Below are 15,933 nucleotides of genomic sequence, written 5' to 3'. Positions count from 1 at the left end.
GAGGATATTATGAAACAAGTTAGAAAAGGGAAAATCGTTGCAATGGTTGGCTTTTTAGGTTTATTTACGGGGGTCCTGTTAAGTGCCTGCAGCAAACCAACGGAAGAAGACTCAAGTCTAAGCAAGGTGGAAGAAGCCAAAACATTGGTTGTTGCTACTTCGGGAACCTTGTATCCATCGTCTTACTATAACGATGAAAATGAATTAGTGGGCTATGATGTCGATGTGGCAAAAGAAGTCGCCAAACGATTAGGCGTAGAGATCACATTTAAAGAGTACAATGTCGATGGACAAGTTTCTTCTTTAACACGTGGAGAAGCCGATTTTGCTGCCAACGATTTTGGTTTGACGGATGAACGGGCGGAAAAATTCAGTCTCTCAACGCCTATCAAATACTCGTTCGATAGTATGATCGTGCGTAAAAGTGATGACTCAGGGATTGCTTCTTTAGAAGATTTGGATGGCAAAAAAGCTGCTGGTGAACCGAATACCAGCTACATGCGCTTAGCCGAATCTTATGGGGCAGAATTAGTGACTTACGACAACGCAACGAATGATCAGTATTTGACAGATGTTGCGAATGGTCGAACGGATGTGATCTTGAATGATTACTATTTGCAAAAAATGGCGGTTGCTGCTTTGCCAGATATCCCTGTAAAAATTTTAGAAGATGTCTACTTTAATCCGAATGAAACGGGCTTCTTATTTGTGAAGGATCATAAAGCATTGCAGGAAAAAGTGGATGCTGTTTTAGCAGAAATGAAAGAAGACGGCCGTTTAAAAGAACTTGCAGAAACGTATTTTCAAACCGATATTTCAGTAAAATCTGATCAAGCGATCCAAACGGTTGAAACAGACTAATGTATATTCCAACCCTTGATTTGCCGTTGATGTGGGACTCATTGCCCTATTTGCTGTCGGGCTTGTCCTATACGGTCGGCATTGCTGTCGTTTCTTTTCTAGGTGGCAACCTCTTAGGGATCATGCTCACCTTCTTAGGGATGCTGGAAAACCCCATCATTAGAGGGTTCGTGCGGGGCTATCTCTCATTTCTAAGAGGCGTCCCAGCGTTGGTCTTGTTGTTCCTACTGTATTTTGGCTTGCCTTATCAATTGTCGGCGCTTAGTGCTGCGATCATCTGTTTTACATTGACCAGCAGCGCATTTATCGGGGAAATCTACCGAGGATCAATTGCTGGTGTGGATCGTGGGCAATTTGATGCTGCCTATGCGTTAGGGTTATCCTTTACGAAAACGATGCGTCTGATTATTTTGCCGCAAGCCTTTCGTATTTCTGTACCGGCTTTGAGTAATGTGGCAATGGATTTGTTGAAAGGGACCTCCTTGGCAGCAATGATCACGATTCCTGATATTTTTCAAAAAGCTAAGATCGTTGGCGGACGAACTTTTGATTACATGTCCATGTACGTGCTAGTTGCCATCATCTATTGGCTGTTGTGCATTTTGATTGAAGCCGGGCAAAAGCGATTAGAACAACATTTTTCAAAACGCTTTGCTGCTAATGATACTGTAAGACAATAAAAAAAGAGCCGAGGCCCTTCAACTGCTGTCAATGTTTCCTTGTGAGACATTGACAGCAGTTTTTTCTTTAGGTAATGAAGCAGCACCACAAGTTAGCCAGAGAAAAAAGGCAGAATAGTATCGCGTTTACTCTGGACGGTTTTTTATAAATTCGATAAAGGTAATGATTTCAGATAGTTGATATTCAGTAAAGTCCTCATTGATTCTTGAAGCCACACGAATCTGTTTCATAGAGAGGGCTTCCAAATCATTCGGACGTCCATGTAAATAATCGAGACTGACATTGAAGTAATCAGCAAGTTCTTTTTGGATCTCAATATCGGGCATCCGATTGCCTTGCTCATACGAAGCATAGGTTGTTTTGGCGATTCCTAAATATTTTGCCATTTTTGCTTGTGTTAAACCAGATCGCGTTTTCCGCAACTGTCTTAAACGATCTTTAAACATGAAATCCCCTCCACAAAATTATTCTACTATGACACGATAGAAGCAGAAAGAAATTAATGTTTTATATCACTAATAGAGTTTTATTGCATTTACAAAGTACTCGATATGTAATACTATTTATGTGAAGAAGGATTACTACCTGTAAGAATCAGCAGATAGTGAATCGTTCTCAAGGATTTTTTATAGCACGAAGGAGGGGAGAAAAAAGGAACAGATACAACAAAATGGAAGCGTTTCATAGAAGGAGGAAGGGAAATGAAAAAAGTATTGATAATTTGTGCAGCAGGCATGTCTTCATCGTTGATCGCCAAAAAAGGAACAAGCTTTTTAACCACAGAAGGTTGGTCAGTGAGGATCGATGCCATCTCTGCTTCAGAGGGGATCGCTACGATCGCCAAGGATGACTACGATTTATATCTAGTTAGCCCGCAAACGAAAATGCATTTTGCCAATTTAAAGAAAAGCGCCGATAAATACGGCAAACCAATCGTGAATATTCCCCCGCAAGCGTATATTCCGATCCCAATCGGAATCGAGAAATTAGCACAGTTAGTCAAAGAAAGCATTGCATTAGAAAAAAGTACGAAATAAATGGAGGCAGGCTATGGATAGTGAAAAAATACAAGAAATATCCTTTGAACTTATTTTAGCAAGCGGTGATGCCCGCACGATGATTCATCAAGCCTTTGAACAGATGCGAATCAGTAGTTGTCAAGAAGCGCAAGAGTTGTTGGACACAGCCAATGATTCATTAGTCAAAGCCCACCGCATCCAGTCAAAAATGCTGCAAGAATATGCTTCAGGGACCTCATTTACCTGCGATATCTTGTTGATCCATGCACAAGATCATTTGATGACAACCATGACCCTCAGAGAGGTTGCACTAGAAATGCTAAGGATTTATCAAAAGATGAATCGCCTTGAAGAAGCGATCCAATGCAGGAGTGCAGATGGCGAGTAAGCAAGCAAAAGTCGCGCAAAGAGATGCATCGCAAAAACTGACGAAGAAAAATCTCTATTTTCAACGTCTGTTGTTTTTGCGGTACTTAGTCGCATTCTCTTTCTTTTTTAACCTATATTGGCTGTTAGCTGCTTCTTTGGCAGGGCAATGGCTGCGTGTGGTTCCACTGAGCCTGTTGCTTTTTTCAATGGGAGCGATCAGTGAGTTTATCCGCTTATATGGACACCACGCAACCATCGTCCGCAAGCAACTCTTTTTTACTACTTGGTATTTACGCCTTCAAATGGGGACAATGGCCATTCTTTTTTTATTGACTTTTTTTGGAGTGACAGAAGTTATTTTCCCCTATTTCACCTCGCAAAGTACGGAGTATGTTCGCATAGTTCTCTGGATAAGTGGCGTCTTTGCTTGGAGTGGTATCAGAAAACTGAAGAAAATTTTTCGTAATAAAGATCGACAATGGCAATGGATACGTGAATTTGAAGAGATAGAAAGAAAGGGTGATTGAATTGACAGAATCGAACAATAAACTATTTCAACTTTTGGAAAAAGCAGTAATGGGTCCGATGGGAAAGATTTCCCAATACAAAATCGTTCGTAGCATCATGGCGGCAGGGATGGCGTCGATTCCTTTTACGATCGTAGGCTCAATGTTTTTAGTATTCAACATTTTACCGATCACGTTTCCGTTTTTAGCTGACTTTTTTGAAGTGACTTTTTTGAATTTCAGTGATTTGTATATGTTAGCAAATAGTACGACCATGGGGTTATTGGCATTATATTTTTGTATCGTTCTGGGCTATGAGTATTCCAAGATCATTCAAGTCGAGGAGAATCTCGACCTGACGCCGATCAATGGGGCGTTGTTAGGTGTTTTTGCTACATTGATGTCGATTCCTCAGCTTGTTTTTGACGGCGGAAAAATGACACGGATGAATGATGTGGAAGAAGGGCTGATCAATGGCTGGTTGATTGGTGCCGATGGAGTCGCACGTCTAGGAACTGTTGGTATTTTCACCGGTATCGTGATGGCGGTCGTTGCCGTTCAGCTGTATCGTCTCTGTGTAAAAAACAACTGGGTCATCAAAATGCCCGAAGAAGTGCCTGAAGGTGTGGCTCGTAGTTTTACAGCACTGATACCAGCCTTTGTAGTGGCAGTTGTGGTTCTGACCATCAATGGTGTTTTAGTTGTTTTTGGGACGGATATTTTTCAACTAGTGGCAATTCCGTTTGGGTTTGTTACCCACCTTACGGATAGTTGGTTGGGAATCATGGTGATTTACTTCCTCGCGCATGCCTTGTGGTTGGTAGGGATTCATGGATTCAATATCATTAGTCCACTGATCACCCCGATCATGTTAGCTAATTTAGCTGCCAATGTTGAAGGGGCGAGTTTCCCATTAGCAGGCCAATTTACCAACGGGTACGTGACATTAGGTGGTTCGGGAGCAACCCTTGGTTTTACCTTATTTATGATCTACATTGCTAAATCGAAACAGATGAAAGTATTAGGGAGAGCTGCCATCGTCCCGTCGATTTTCAATATCAATGAACCGATTATTTTCGGGGTGCCGATCATCTATAATCCTTATTTAGCAATTCCTTTCTTGTTAGCACCGATGGCATCCGCCACGATCGCGTATTTTGCCACAAGGATGGAATTGATTCGTCCCATGATCGCCAATATTCCTTTCCCAACACCCGTTGGACTTGGTGGTTTTATTGGCACCGGTGGAGACTGGCGTGCAGGCGTCGTTGCCATTGTTTGTGCAGTTGTTTCTTTCTTGATCTATTTTCCATTTGCGAAGTTTTATGACACAAAATTGCTGAAAGAAGAACAAGAAGCCGCATAAGACGAGCAGTTGGGGAAACAGCAAGTAGCTACATTATCTCTATAGAAAAAACAATCGTCCCTTTGCAGTTGAGGGGATAACTGTTTTTGCGATGTCCCTTCTTTTTCATGGTAAAATAAAGAAAAGCAAATCGAGGAGGGTCTTTTATGAAGTATGAATGGCGCAAACTAGAAAAAGAGCTTTATCTTCCCAAAAAACCAACAGTGATCGAGGTGCCAACGTATCAATTTATCAGTTTGAGCGGCAGCGGCGATCCGAATCGTCCTGAATTCAGCGAAGAAATCGCCGCTTTATATACGATTTCTTATTCACTCAGGATGGGGTTAAAAAAAGGAGCTTTTGGCAATGAACCCTTTGAATACACGGTCTTTCCTTTAGAAGGTGTGTGGACCTCTCTGACAAAGCCAGAGGGTGCCATCAACAAAGAAGAATTGATCTATAAAATCATGATTCGCCAACCAGAGCCAGTCACGGAAACACTGTTTCAAGAACAGCTCTTGGCAGTCAAAGAGAAGAAAGACAATCCAAATCTAGAGAAGCTCATCTTTGAACGTTATGAAGAAGGACTGTGTCTGCAAGCAATGCATACAGGCTCTTTTGATACTGAAGCGGAAACATTTGCGCAAATGAAGGAGCTGTTAAAACAAGAACAGTTAGTGATCCGTCCAACGATGGACACGTTCCAGCATCGAGAAATCTATTTGTCTGATCCGCGAAAAGACTCACCAGATAAAGCCAAAACCGTCCTGCGATGGGCAGTAGAATCAGAAGGTGGGATTCAGTGAATAAAAACTATTTAAGCATCGACATCGGCGGCACGAAAATCAAATCGGCTGTCATTGATCGCTCGGGGAATATTCTGACACGAGGACGGATGGATACGCCGAAAAGTCTTGCGGAATTTTTGACGGGGATTGAAACGATCGTTGAGGACGTTCATGGAAGCATTCGGGGCATTGCGGTTAGTACCCCGGGAAAAGTCAACCCAGAGACAGGGACAATCTCGTTTGGCGGGGCATTGCCTTTTTTAGATGGGGTCTCCTTAAAACAGCTGCTGGCAAAGTACCAAGTGCCGCTGGCTTTGACCAACGATGGCAAAGCAGCCGCATTAGCTGAATGGTGGCTAGGAAACCTTAAAGGGATTCAAAACGGAGCTGCCATAACATTAGGTACTGGTTTGGGCGGTGGCGTAATCGTTGAGGGAAAACTGATCCAAGGTGCACATTTTCAAGCCGGGGAATTAAGTTTTCTACTAAATGCCACTAAGAGAAGCGATGCTCCAGAAAACGCTGAGCAACCAAATAATCAGGGATTGACCCTGCAGCAATTGGCAGGTTTTAGCGGTTCAGCGGTCGCCATGATTCGCCGCAGCGCCCAACTGCTAGGCTTAGCTGATCTTGCGGATGGTGAAGCAGTTTTTGACGCCATCAATCAGAAAGAGCCACAGGTCTGGGCGCTGTTTACAGCGTATTGCCGAGAAATCGCGTGTGTCATGCTCAATGTTCAAGCCGTGATCGACTTAGAGCGCTTCGTGATTGGCGGTGGCATCAGTGCCCAAGCGATCGTAGTGGAAGAAATCGACCGTCAGTATCAGCAACTGCTAGCTAGTTTACCGATTTTGCAGCAGACTTTGACGAAGCCGGAGATCCAAGCGTGCAAATTTCAAAACGATGCAAACTTATTAGGGGCACTCTATCATTTCTTTTTGGAACATGAGATGAAATAAAATAGACCAAAAAACTGCCGCGAACCAACGATTCGCGACAGTTTTTTTAAGCTTTTTTCTTGGTGTCTTTGTCTTCGTCACCTAGGTAATCTTTGCTAGTGAAGGCACTGTGGAAGTATTTGCCTTCTTGACCGTAATAGCGGTTATAGCGCTGCTTGAATTTGCGGAACACGTAAACGACAAGAACTTTTAGCAGACAATAAATTGGAATCCCGAAAATCACCCCAACGATCCCCATCAAATCACCCATCACTAATAAAACAACCAGAATCGTAATAGGATGAATTTTCAATCGGTCACCCATCACACGGGGCACGACTAAATCCCCATGAAGCAACTGTACAGCAAACCAAGCAATCAAAAATTTAACCAACATCCCGGTGGAGTCTTGTGCGGCAATGAAAAGTCCCGGGAAAAAGACGATAAAAGGACCAATATAGGGGATGATGCAAAGCAGACCAGCGGCGATCGCCAGAATACTGGCATACTCTAAGCCAATCAATAGGAAAACGACCCAATAGATCGCCCCTAAAATCAAGGAAGAAATGATTTGTCCTTTCAAAAAGGCACCGACTTGTATGTCAGAGATCTTGACGATTTCATTAAAGTCTTTGCGAAAACGTGGTGGCACTAACGAGAGAACTGAAAAATAAAACTTGTTGGGGTTGCGCAATAAGAAAAAGGCAATGATCGGTCCCGTAAACAAAGCGATGAACAAGGTCGAAATCGTTGAAAACAAACTGCTGAGCCCAGCAGCACCAGTTTCCCAATAGTCTCCAATAAAACTCATGATGTTGTTGGTAATATTTTGCAATGTGTCTGTAATTTGTGCCATCTCATCTTGAAACGGGGTATTTTCTAAAAAGGCGGTCGCGTTTTTCTCAAAGTCACTGACCAAACTCGGTAAGCTGTTGATCAGATCGGTGGTTTGCTGCTCCAAAATCGGGTAAAGCTGGAAACCAGCAAAGACGATCAATAAAAGAATCAAAAGATAGATCCCAGCAATCGAAACACTGCGGGGAATTTTTTTCGATTCCAATTTATCGACTACCGGGTTAAACAGATAGTAAAGGATCAGCCCAAATAAAAAGGGTGGGATAATAGCTGTAAGTATGGCTGAAAAGGGTGTAAATAAAAAAGAAATCTGATTTAGCAAAAAGACAGCAACTGCCGACAAGATAATCAGTCCTAAGACATAATAGCTTGTTTTGCCGCCTAAAAAGTGGATCAATCGGTTATTTTTCATAATAAGCCTCGCTTTCTTAGCTACATTATAACGAAAGACCCCTATTCTGTAAAAAAACAACGTACCTTTTGAAAAAACTACGCTCATATTCTCAATATCTTTATAATGAAAGAATATCTTTGATAAGGGGTTAACTGATGGCATCTTTCTTCAAAGCAGGCCAAAAATGCTCCCGTGTTTACAACACAGGAGCGAAAAGAATTATTTGCGCACTGTCGTCAAGGTACAGCGACCAACGGCTGTTTTTAACCCGCTAGCTAACCAAATAGTGGCTTGCCAAGTTTGGATACGAGCGCCGATACGATCAGGACTAGCTTCTACGATCAGGGTTCCTTCTTGAGCGGCGGCTAGATGGTTGACTTGTAGGTCAACGCCGGCGGCGAAGGCTTCTTCTTGAGCCAAAGCTTGATTGGCGCCGATGCTGCAGGCAGTCTCGATCAAAACGCCGTTAATGCCACCGTGAACGAGACCAAAAGGCTGTTTGTGCTGTTCTTTGATTGGCATCCGTAAACGAACAAAATCGGCTGTTGCTGCTTCTACTTCGATTTCTAAAGCTTCTAGTAAGTTCATTTTTTGCTCCTTTTTCTAAGAAAGTTACCATGATTATAGCACGAGTTTTGGTAGAAATAGCCGAAGTTCTAAGAAAGACAGCAACAGGTGGAGAAGTCTTAAGAAATTCCCTTAAACAAAGCAATTTCTAACGAAAAGCGACTAGATATGTGTATAATAGAGCTATGTGAATTGAGGAGGAACAAGTAATGAGAGAATGGAAAACCTTAAAAGAGTACGATGAAATTTTATTTGAACAACATGGAAAAGTGGCGAAAATCACGATCAACCGCCCAGAAGTCCACAATGCGTTTACACCAAAAACGGTGTTTGAAATGATTGATGCGTTTTCAATCAGTCGCGATGAACCAGGCATCGGCGTGATTATTTTGACAGGCGCCGGCGACAAAGCCTTTTGTTCAGGCGGAGACCAAAAAGTCCGTGGTCACGGTGGCTATGTTGGGGAAGATCAGGTTCCTCGCTTAAACGTATTGGATCTGCAACGCTTGATCCGCACGTTGCCAAAACCGGTGATCGCCATGGTCAAAGGCTGGTCGATCGGCGGCGGGAATGTTTTACAATTAGTTTGTGATTTAACGATTGCCGCTGACAATGCTAAATTTGGTCAAACAGGACCAAATGTCGGTAGTTTTGATGGTGGCTATGGTTCGGGCTATCTTGCACGGACGATCGGACATAAAAAAGCCAAGGAAGTTTGGTTCATGACAAAACAATATACTGCCGAAGAAGCATTGGCGATGAACTGGATCAATACAGTCGTTCCTCTTGATCGAGTAGAAGATGAAACGATGGAATGGGCCGAAACGATGCTGCAAAAGAGCCCGTTGGCGTTACGTATGATCAAAGCATCAATGAATGCCGATACGGACGGATTAGCTGGCATTCAGCAATTGGCCGGCGATGCGACCTTATTGTATTACACGATGGATGAAGCCAAAGAAGGTCGTGACGCGTTTAAAGAAAAACGTCAACCAGACTTCGACCAATTCCCTAAATTCCCATAATGACTGGGAGTTGGCTGCAAAGGCAAGCACAACTTCATCCAGAACGACCAGCTTTTTATTGGCATGAAAAAAGCTGGTCGTTTGCTGCCTTGCAAAAAGAGGTTTATGCTTATGCTGCTTATTATCAAGCCCAATTCGTTGTTCTGCCAAACCGGGTAGCCCTTTTTAGCAATAACTCCCCTGAAATGGTCTTTACGATCCTTGCATTGTGGGAGTTGGGGATCGAAGTCCAGCTGTTGAATACGCGATTGACAGCCGCTGAAATCACCTTCCAATTGCAAGATGCCCACTGCGACTGGGTGATCACGGCGGATCAGGCAGCGGTCCCGGGTGTTCGCAGCCTGACCTTTGGACAAGCGATGGAACAGGCGAAGGCTCTTGCCAGTTCTTTTGATCCTTCGTTTGTTCCTAATAAAGCAATCTATCAAGCAGAACAAGTAGCTTCGATTATGTATACATCCGGTACGACGGGCAATCCCAAGGGTGTGCCGCAAACCTTTAGGAATCATCTAGCAAGTGCCGAAGCAACTCAAAAGAATTTAACGATCACTAGTGAGGATTGTTGGCTTTGTGCAGTTCCGCTGTATCATATCAGTGGATTATCAATTCTCTTGCGTTCCTTGCGACTTGGAATGAGTGTTCGTTTGTATGAGCGCTTTGATGCTGGAGAAATGGCGAAAGATCTTGAGGCAGGAAAAGGGACGATCGTTTCTTTGGTGGCGAAAATGTTGACAGATTTGCTGCCGTTGGTGCCCCAACAAGGCTTTGATTCGTTGCGTTATGTACTGCTAGGCGGCGGTCCGATTGCCAAAAGTGTATTGGAAAAATGCCAGCAAAAACAGCTTTCTGTGATCCAATCCTATGGGATGACAGAAACCTGTTCACAAGTGGTGGCATTGCCGCCAGAAAAAGCTTCAGAAAAAATCGGCTCCTCAGGGGTTCCCCTGCAAGGTGTCCATTTACGAATTGCGGTTGATGCGAAAATGGCAGATCATCAGACTGCTGAAAGTACCCAGTCGATCGGAGAGATCCAACTGCAAGGACCGGCGATCACGACCCGTTACTTAAACGATCGCAGTCCACAGCAGTGGGATCAAGAGGGCTGGTTTGCCACAGGAGATCTAGGGTATCTTGATCAAGAGGGCTTTTTGTATGTAGTCAGTCGTGCAAGCGAACTGATCATATCTGGTGGAGAAAACATCTATCCCGCAGAAGTGGAGCAAGCCTTGTTGCAGCATCCAGCGGTCAAAGAGGCAGCTGTGGTGGGGGAACCAGACGAGGAGTGGGGACAATCTGTCGCGGCTTATTTAACGTTAAATGAGTCCGTCCGACTCCAAGCGTTGTTGGATACATTAGAAGGGCAGATCGCCCATTATAAATTTCCGCGCCGTTTTTATCACGTGCGAGAAATGCCGCGCACAGCAAGCGGCAAACTTTTAAAACGGCTATTGCTGAGTGAAGAAAGAGTGAACTACATTGAACAGCAAATCATCAAGTAATTATGAAGCAGCGATCGCTGCCGGGAAAACCTATTTGAGTGAGTATCAGCCTTTAAAAAGGTGTGACTTACTGGCTCTTTATGCAGCGGCACAAGAATATCAAGGGGAACGCTATTTCTGGCGTACCCCTGATGAAACGACTAGTCTGGTAGGGTTGGGTTGGTTAGCCACTTTTTCGCAACCCAAACTTGCAGACTTTTCAGAAGTCCGCTCTCTCTTAAAGCAAGCCCATTATCAACCAGAGGCACCTTTGCAGGCGCAGTTGGTTGGTGGTTTTGCTTTTGATGAACAGGCAGAAGTCAGTCAGGATTGGGCTGAGCTAGGTGCCGGTCTCTTTGCGTTGCCAGAAATACTGGTCAGCAAAACTGATGATCAGTGTGGCGTCGTTTATACAGTAGCCGCTTCTTCCGAGGAACAACGACAACAAAAAGTCGCTGCCTTACAGGAAAAAGTCGCAAGCTGGTTGAATGCCAACCCGGACAAGAGTCTTGTAGCAGAAACGCCTGCTTTTCAGGCACAAGAGGAACTAGAGGTGCCCCAATGGCTGCAAGCGGTCGAAGAGACAGTGGCAGCCATTCGCTCGACTGAAACACCGTTGAAAAAAGTGGTTCTGGCCAGGAGAATGAAGATAGAAACGAAGCAGTCGATCATTAGTGCTGGGGTGTTGCAACGGTTGGCGCAACAGCAGCCGAATACCTATCTTTTTGCCATCGAACATGGGGGCCATGTTTTTGCTGGTGCGACGCCAGAACGCTTGCTAAAAGCGACTGTCGATCAGTTTGAAACGGTAAGTATCGCAGGTTCCGCGCCAAGAGGCAAAACCAAAGAAGAAGATGAGGCACTGGCACAAGCCCTCTTAGCGGACGCAAAAAATACCCATGAACATCAAGTAGTTGTCGATCGCTTGGAAACGGCATTGGCTACTTTGTTAGCTGACGGTTTTCAATCAGAAGCCCGCTCCGTCATCAAAAATCGTGACATTCAGCATTTGTTTGTTCCTTTAGCAGGGCAAAGAAAAGCAGGAGTCAACTTTCTGAGCGCCGTGCAAAAACTACACCCGACCCCAGCATTGGGGGGAGAACCGAAAGAAGCAGCCGTCTCTTGGATTCGTACCCATGAACCAGCCAGCAGAGGGATGTACGGTGGACCGATCGGTTGGTTGGGTATTCAAGAAGATATTGGCGAGTTTGCAGTGGCCATCCGCTCAGGATTCTTTAGCGGCAATCAAGCAACGCTGTATGCAGGCTGTGGGATCGTTGCCGATTCAGATGCGGAATCCGAACGTCAAGAAACACGGTTAAAATTTCAACCGATGAGGAGAGGGATCTTAGGAGATGAATAACCAGACAGTCATGACAGACTATTTATTAGCGGCAATCCAAGGACTAAAAGCAGCGGGTGCGAAGCGAGCGGTTATTAGTCCCGGTTCACGCTCAACGCCATTGGCGCTACTATTGCATCGTGATCCTGAGATCACCTGTATGGTGGCTGTCGATGAACGTTCGGCTGCTTTTTTTGCTTTAGGGATGTCCAAAGTTGATCTCCAACCGACGATCTTACTGTGTACCTCTGGAACTGCAGCAGCCAATTATTATCCAGCAATTTGTGAAGCAGAGGCCACCAACTTGCCATTGATCGTCTTAACGGCTGATCGCCCGCCAGAACTGCGGGGCGTTGGGGCGCCACAAGCAATGGACCAACAGAATTTGTATGCCTCTCACGTCAAAAAGATGGTAGAGATGACGGTGCCAGAAAACGATCCTGCTTTGTTGCGTTATAGTTTTTGGCAAGCTACAACTTGCACGATCGAAGCGCAAAAACAGCCGAAAGGCCCGGTCCAAATCAACTTTCCATTACGGGAGCCGCTGTTGCCTGACTTTAGTCGCCAATGCAGTATTCAGCAAGACGTGAGCTATCTGGCACCACAACAAGAGCTGTCAGCTGAGATGATCACCCAGCTAGCCCCTTACTTTGATAAAAAAGGTATTCTGATTGCTGGAGAAAGCCTTACGATCGAAGAAGCGCAGCAGTTGCTGGCTTTTTCAGAGAAATTAGGCTGGCCGATTGTCGGCGATCCATTGACCAATTTGGCGACAGCCGGTACCAAAGTAGGAACATTTATCAGTCAAGCCGATCTTATTTTCCCGCAATTGACTTCTGCCTTCCAACCAGAGGTGGTCGTGCGTTTTGGTCGCTTACCAGTCACTAAAAATGTCCTGTTATGGTTGAACAAAGCAGCGGATACGACGACGTGGCTCTTTGTTGATCCATCGGGGCAGTGGCAAGACCAGTTGCATCGGGCAAACTATTTGATCGAAGCAGCGATCAGCACTTTCGTGGTGGCCATCACCCAGTTGCCGATCGTCAAACATACGGCGTGGCAACAACAATGGCAAGCACTTCAAGCGCGGGCAGATCAGGTGATTGCTGCAAGTCCGCAGTTGAAACAATGGGATGAGAGCAGCGCTGTGCGCATGCTCCAACAATGTCTACCTGAAGAAGCGCAAATTCTTTTGGCAAACAGCAATGCGATCCGTTTCTTTGATCGCTACGGCAGCAAAACTTCCTCCACTTATCGAGTGTATGGAAATCGGGGCGTCAATGGGATCGACGGCCTTGTCTCGACCGTAGCTGGGATTGCTTCAGCCAGTCAAAAGCCTACCTACTTGTTGATTGGTGATTTAGCGTTGTACCATGATATGAACGGCCTACAACTACTGCGTCAGTATCAATTGCCAGTAACGATCATTTTACTGAATAATAACGGTGGTGGGATCTTTTCCTTTTTGTCACAAAACACCTTAGAACCAAACGACTTTGTCCCGCTCTTTGGCACGCCGTTAGACCTTGAGTTTCAAAAAGTGGCGGCCTTATATGAGGCAGATTGGCACACACCGACCTCTTTGCTAGAGTTTCAAACGATTTTAACGGAAACAAGCCAACAGCCGCGTTTTCAAATAATCGAAGTGAAGGGTGAGCAAAAAGATCCGGTCAACACTTGGCAAGCACTGCAACAGCAGTTTAGCGAGGCGGGAGCGCAGCAATGAGGGACACGATAAATGGCGTCAGTTATTTTTATCAGTGGTTGCAACCGTACCGACCAGCCTTACCAACCCTTGTGGCATTGCATGGCTTCACGGGTTCTTCGGAAAGTTTTCGACCGGTTTTTGTAGAGGAAGGTTCTTATAATGTATTGGCAGTCGACTTGATTGGACATGGACGGTCATCGATTTATGTCCATCCCATGCGTTATGAACTTCCTTTACTGGTGGAGGATCTCGCACAGCTTTTAGCGAAGTTAGGGATTGAACGCTATGGTCTTTATGGCTACTCGATGGGGGCACGAATCGCACTTGTCTGGGCAGTCAAGGAACCAGCTGCAGTGACCCATCTTTTGCTTGAGAGTGGTTCCCCCGGGTTGGCTGATCCAGCAGAACGACTCGCTCGTCAGCGGCACGATCGCCGCTTAGGATTGCGCTTACTAAGGGAGCCTTTGGTCGATTTTGTCGATTACTGGCAAGAACTGCCGTTGTTTGCTAGTCAAAAGGAGCTGCCCTTAGTGCAGCAGGCTGCTGTACGCCAAGGACGCGTGCAGCAAAATAAATTTGGCTTGGCAGTAAGCTTGGTTTACGGTGGTACTGGCAAACAGCCAAGCTGTTGGTCGGCACTTCCGCAGCTAGCTTGTGAAATTCTTTATTTAGCCGGGGAAAAAGATTTAAAGTTTCGGAAAATCGCCCACCAAATGAAGCAGCTGCAACCAGAGATGACCATCAAAGTCGTTGCTAATGCTGGACATTGTATCCATTTAGAACAGCCGACACAGGTTCGTCATGAAATCGATCAATGGTTTGTAAAAGGATCGGGGCCACAGTCAGCTGATTGACAAGGAGAGAACGCAATGAAGATTGAGAAAATTGAACGCATCGCCTGTCGCTTGCCCCTCAAACAACCCTTTGTGACAAGTTACGGACAATTAACAGAAAAAGCCTTTGATCTTTATTTGGTGACGGCAGAGGAGGGAACGGTGGGCATCGGTGAATTGGTCGCTTTTGAGCAGCCAGATTACATTGAAGAAACCCTCTTTTCTGCTCGACAAGTGATTGAAACAGCACTGATCCCATTATTGATTGACCAGGAGATCGAGCATCCGCAAGAAGTTTGGCAATTGTTTCAAACGGTCCAAGGAAACTACATGGCAAAATCGGCTTTGGAAACAGCAATTTGGGATCTATATGGCAAGCAAACGCATCAAAGTGTGAAAGAGCTGTATACCGCGACCCGACCGAGTGTCGCGGTTGGCGTTAGTATCGGCATACAATACTCTGTCGAAAAACTAATGGCTCTTGTTGCCGCTTATGTCGCCCAAGGGTATCAACGAATCAAGTTAAAAATCAAGCCGGGGCAAGATGTGGCACCCTTGCGAGCGATTCGACAAGCCTTTCCAGAATTGCTTTTGATGGCGGATGCGAACGGGGCCTATCAAAATGAGCCTGAACGCATTTTGGCACTTGATGACTTAGGCCTGGTGATGATCGAGCAACCCCTTAAGGTACGAGATCTGGTGGGGCACAGTCAGCTACAGCGACAGATGAAGACGCCTCTATGTTTGGATGAAGATATTCGAACGGCAGAAGACGTCGATACAGTCGCAGCACTGGACAGCTGCCGTGCGATCAACCTGAAAATCCCTCGTGTCGGTGGGATCACCGAAGCTTTGCGAATCCTTGATCGATGTCAAACCCATGGACTACTCGTTTGGTTAGGCGGCATGTTTGAGTCTGGTGTAGGACGAGCCATGAATTTGCAATTTGCGAGTCAAGATATTTTCCATTTTCCCGGGGACCTTTCCGCTTCTGACCGTTACTTTTATGATGATGTCATTACACAGCCTGCAACTTTGCATGAAGGAAAGCTGCTGGTACCTGATGGAAAGGGCTTTGGTATCACATTAGCTGAAACAAAGCTAAGTCAATATGGGCAATCTAAAGAACGTATCTACTCAAGAAAACGGTCAGCGAAAGAATAACCGCAGCGAAAGAAAACACAGCGAAAGCAAAAGAAACGGCCAGCAGGGAAATCTGTTGGC

Annotated in this window: 17 protein-coding genes; 14 read left to right on the top strand and 3 right to left on the bottom strand. The window is 45.2% G+C overall.

Annotation, left to right across the window (positions count from 1 at the left end; translation table 11 throughout):
* Nucleotides 1–9 precede the first annotated feature (9 nt).
* Both A5877_RS05030 and A5877_RS05025 read left to right on the top strand, forming a co-directional pair.
* Complete coding sequence (locus A5877_RS05030) at nucleotides 10–861, top strand: transporter substrate-binding domain-containing protein (protein WP_005234276.1); 852 nt, start codon at nucleotides 10–12, stop codon at nucleotides 859–861.
* A complete protein-coding gene (locus A5877_RS05025) occupies nucleotides 861–1,541 on the top strand; it encodes an amino acid ABC transporter permease (protein WP_086316492.1) in 681 nt (226 codons plus the stop codon). Before A5877_RS05030 ends, A5877_RS05025 begins: the two co-directional genes overlap by 1 nt.
* A 126-nt stretch (nucleotides 1,542–1,667) precedes the next feature.
* Here A5877_RS05025 and A5877_RS05020 read toward each other — a convergent pair whose 3' ends face one another.
* On the bottom strand, nucleotides 1,668–1,988 hold the full coding sequence (locus tag A5877_RS05020) for a helix-turn-helix domain-containing protein (RefSeq protein WP_005228576.1): 321 nt from the start codon (nucleotides 1,986–1,988) through the stop codon (nucleotides 1,668–1,670).
* Nucleotides 1,989–2,243: 255 nt separating this feature from the next.
* On the opposite strand from A5877_RS05020, the gene A5877_RS05015 reads away from it, so the two are divergent.
* The 6 genes from A5877_RS05015 to A5877_RS04990 all read left to right on the top strand — a co-directional run bounded on the left by A5877_RS05015 (nucleotide 2,244) and on the right by A5877_RS04990 (nucleotide 6,528).
* A complete protein-coding gene (locus A5877_RS05015; protein WP_086316491.1) occupies nucleotides 2,244–2,579 on the top strand; it encodes a PTS cellobiose transporter subunit IIB in 336 nt (111 codons plus the stop codon).
* A 13-nt stretch (nucleotides 2,580–2,592) separates the two neighbouring features.
* Nucleotides 2,593–2,949 (top strand): PTS lactose/cellobiose transporter subunit IIA, encoded by a 357-nt coding sequence (locus A5877_RS05010; RefSeq protein WP_016612677.1) that lies wholly within the window; start codon nucleotides 2,593–2,595, stop codon nucleotides 2,947–2,949.
* Nucleotides 2,939–3,457: a hypothetical protein gene (locus A5877_RS05005; protein WP_016612676.1), complete on the top strand. Its 519-nt coding sequence runs from the start codon at nucleotides 2,939–2,941 to the stop codon at nucleotides 3,455–3,457. Before A5877_RS05010 ends, A5877_RS05005 begins: the two co-directional genes overlap by 11 nt.
* Complete coding sequence (gene celB, locus A5877_RS05000; protein ID WP_086316490.1) at nucleotides 3,450–4,802, top strand: PTS cellobiose transporter subunit IIC; 1,353 nt, start codon at nucleotides 3,450–3,452, stop codon at nucleotides 4,800–4,802. Before A5877_RS05005 ends, celB begins: the two co-directional genes overlap by 8 nt.
* Before the next feature lie 146 nt (nucleotides 4,803–4,948).
* Nucleotides 4,949–5,587, top strand: a complete 639-nt coding sequence (locus A5877_RS04995) for a GyrI-like domain-containing protein (RefSeq protein ID WP_086316489.1) — start codon at nucleotides 4,949–4,951, stop codon at nucleotides 5,585–5,587.
* The gene (locus A5877_RS04990; protein WP_086316488.1) at nucleotides 5,584–6,528 is read left to right on the top strand and encodes an ROK family protein; all 945 of its coding nucleotides are present in this window, start codon (nucleotides 5,584–5,586) and stop codon (nucleotides 6,526–6,528) included. The genes A5877_RS04995 and A5877_RS04990 overlap by 4 nt, the downstream gene beginning before the upstream one ends.
* 46 nt (nucleotides 6,529–6,574) lie before the next feature.
* Here the strand turns inward: A5877_RS04990 and A5877_RS04985 are convergent, their stop codons facing one another.
* Entirely contained in the window at nucleotides 6,575–7,774 is a 1,200-nt protein-coding gene (locus A5877_RS04985) for an AI-2E family transporter (protein WP_060792815.1), read from the bottom strand.
* A 201-nt stretch (nucleotides 7,775–7,975) separates the two neighbouring features.
* Entirely contained in the window at nucleotides 7,976–8,344 is a 369-nt protein-coding gene (locus tag A5877_RS04980; RefSeq protein ID WP_005234285.1) for a PaaI family thioesterase, read from the bottom strand.
* A 188-nt stretch (nucleotides 8,345–8,532) separates the two neighbouring features.
* Here A5877_RS04980 and menB point away from each other — a divergent pair, with 188 nt between their 5' ends.
* Genes menB through menC form a run of 6 tightly spaced genes read left to right on the top strand, consistent with a single transcriptional unit; the run spans nucleotide 8,533 to nucleotide 15,873 of the window.
* A complete protein-coding gene (gene menB, locus A5877_RS04975; RefSeq protein ID WP_005228595.1) occupies nucleotides 8,533–9,348 on the top strand; it encodes a 1,4-dihydroxy-2-naphthoyl-CoA synthase in 816 nt (271 codons plus the stop codon).
* On the top strand, nucleotides 9,348–10,847 hold the full coding sequence (gene menE / locus A5877_RS04970) for an o-succinylbenzoate--CoA ligase (RefSeq protein ID WP_086316487.1): 1,500 nt from the start codon (nucleotides 9,348–9,350) through the stop codon (nucleotides 10,845–10,847). Before menB ends, menE begins: the two co-directional genes overlap by 1 nt.
* On the top strand, nucleotides 10,825–12,189 hold the full coding sequence (locus A5877_RS04965) for an isochorismate synthase (protein ID WP_005234289.1): 1,365 nt from the start codon (nucleotides 10,825–10,827) through the stop codon (nucleotides 12,187–12,189). The genes menE and A5877_RS04965 overlap by 23 nt, the downstream gene beginning before the upstream one ends.
* Nucleotides 12,182–13,894 carry a 2-succinyl-5-enolpyruvyl-6-hydroxy-3-cyclohexene-1-carboxylic-acid synthase gene (menD, locus tag A5877_RS04960; RefSeq protein ID WP_086316486.1) on the top strand — a complete coding sequence of 571 codons (1,713 nt, stop codon included), beginning with the start codon at nucleotides 12,182–12,184 and terminating at the stop codon, nucleotides 13,892–13,894. The genes A5877_RS04965 and menD overlap by 8 nt, the downstream gene beginning before the upstream one ends.
* A complete protein-coding gene (gene menH / locus A5877_RS04955; RefSeq protein WP_086316485.1) occupies nucleotides 13,891–14,730 on the top strand; it encodes a 2-succinyl-6-hydroxy-2,4-cyclohexadiene-1-carboxylate synthase in 840 nt (279 codons plus the stop codon). The genes menD and menH overlap by 4 nt, the downstream gene beginning before the upstream one ends.
* A gap of 15 nt (nucleotides 14,731–14,745) precedes the next feature.
* The gene (menC, locus tag A5877_RS04950; protein WP_086316484.1) at nucleotides 14,746–15,873 is read left to right on the top strand and encodes an o-succinylbenzoate synthase; all 1,128 of its coding nucleotides are present in this window, start codon (nucleotides 14,746–14,748) and stop codon (nucleotides 15,871–15,873) included.
* The last annotated feature ends 60 nt before the right edge of the window (nucleotides 15,874–15,933 follow it).

The organism is Enterococcus sp. 3C7_DIV0644, assembly GCF_002141235.1.
GTDB classification, from domain to species: domain Bacteria; phylum Bacillota; class Bacilli; order Lactobacillales; family Enterococcaceae; genus Enterococcus_D; species Enterococcus_D entomosocium.
Note: the sequence above shows the minus strand (reverse complement) of the source record. Positions and strands in the feature narration are given on the sequence as shown.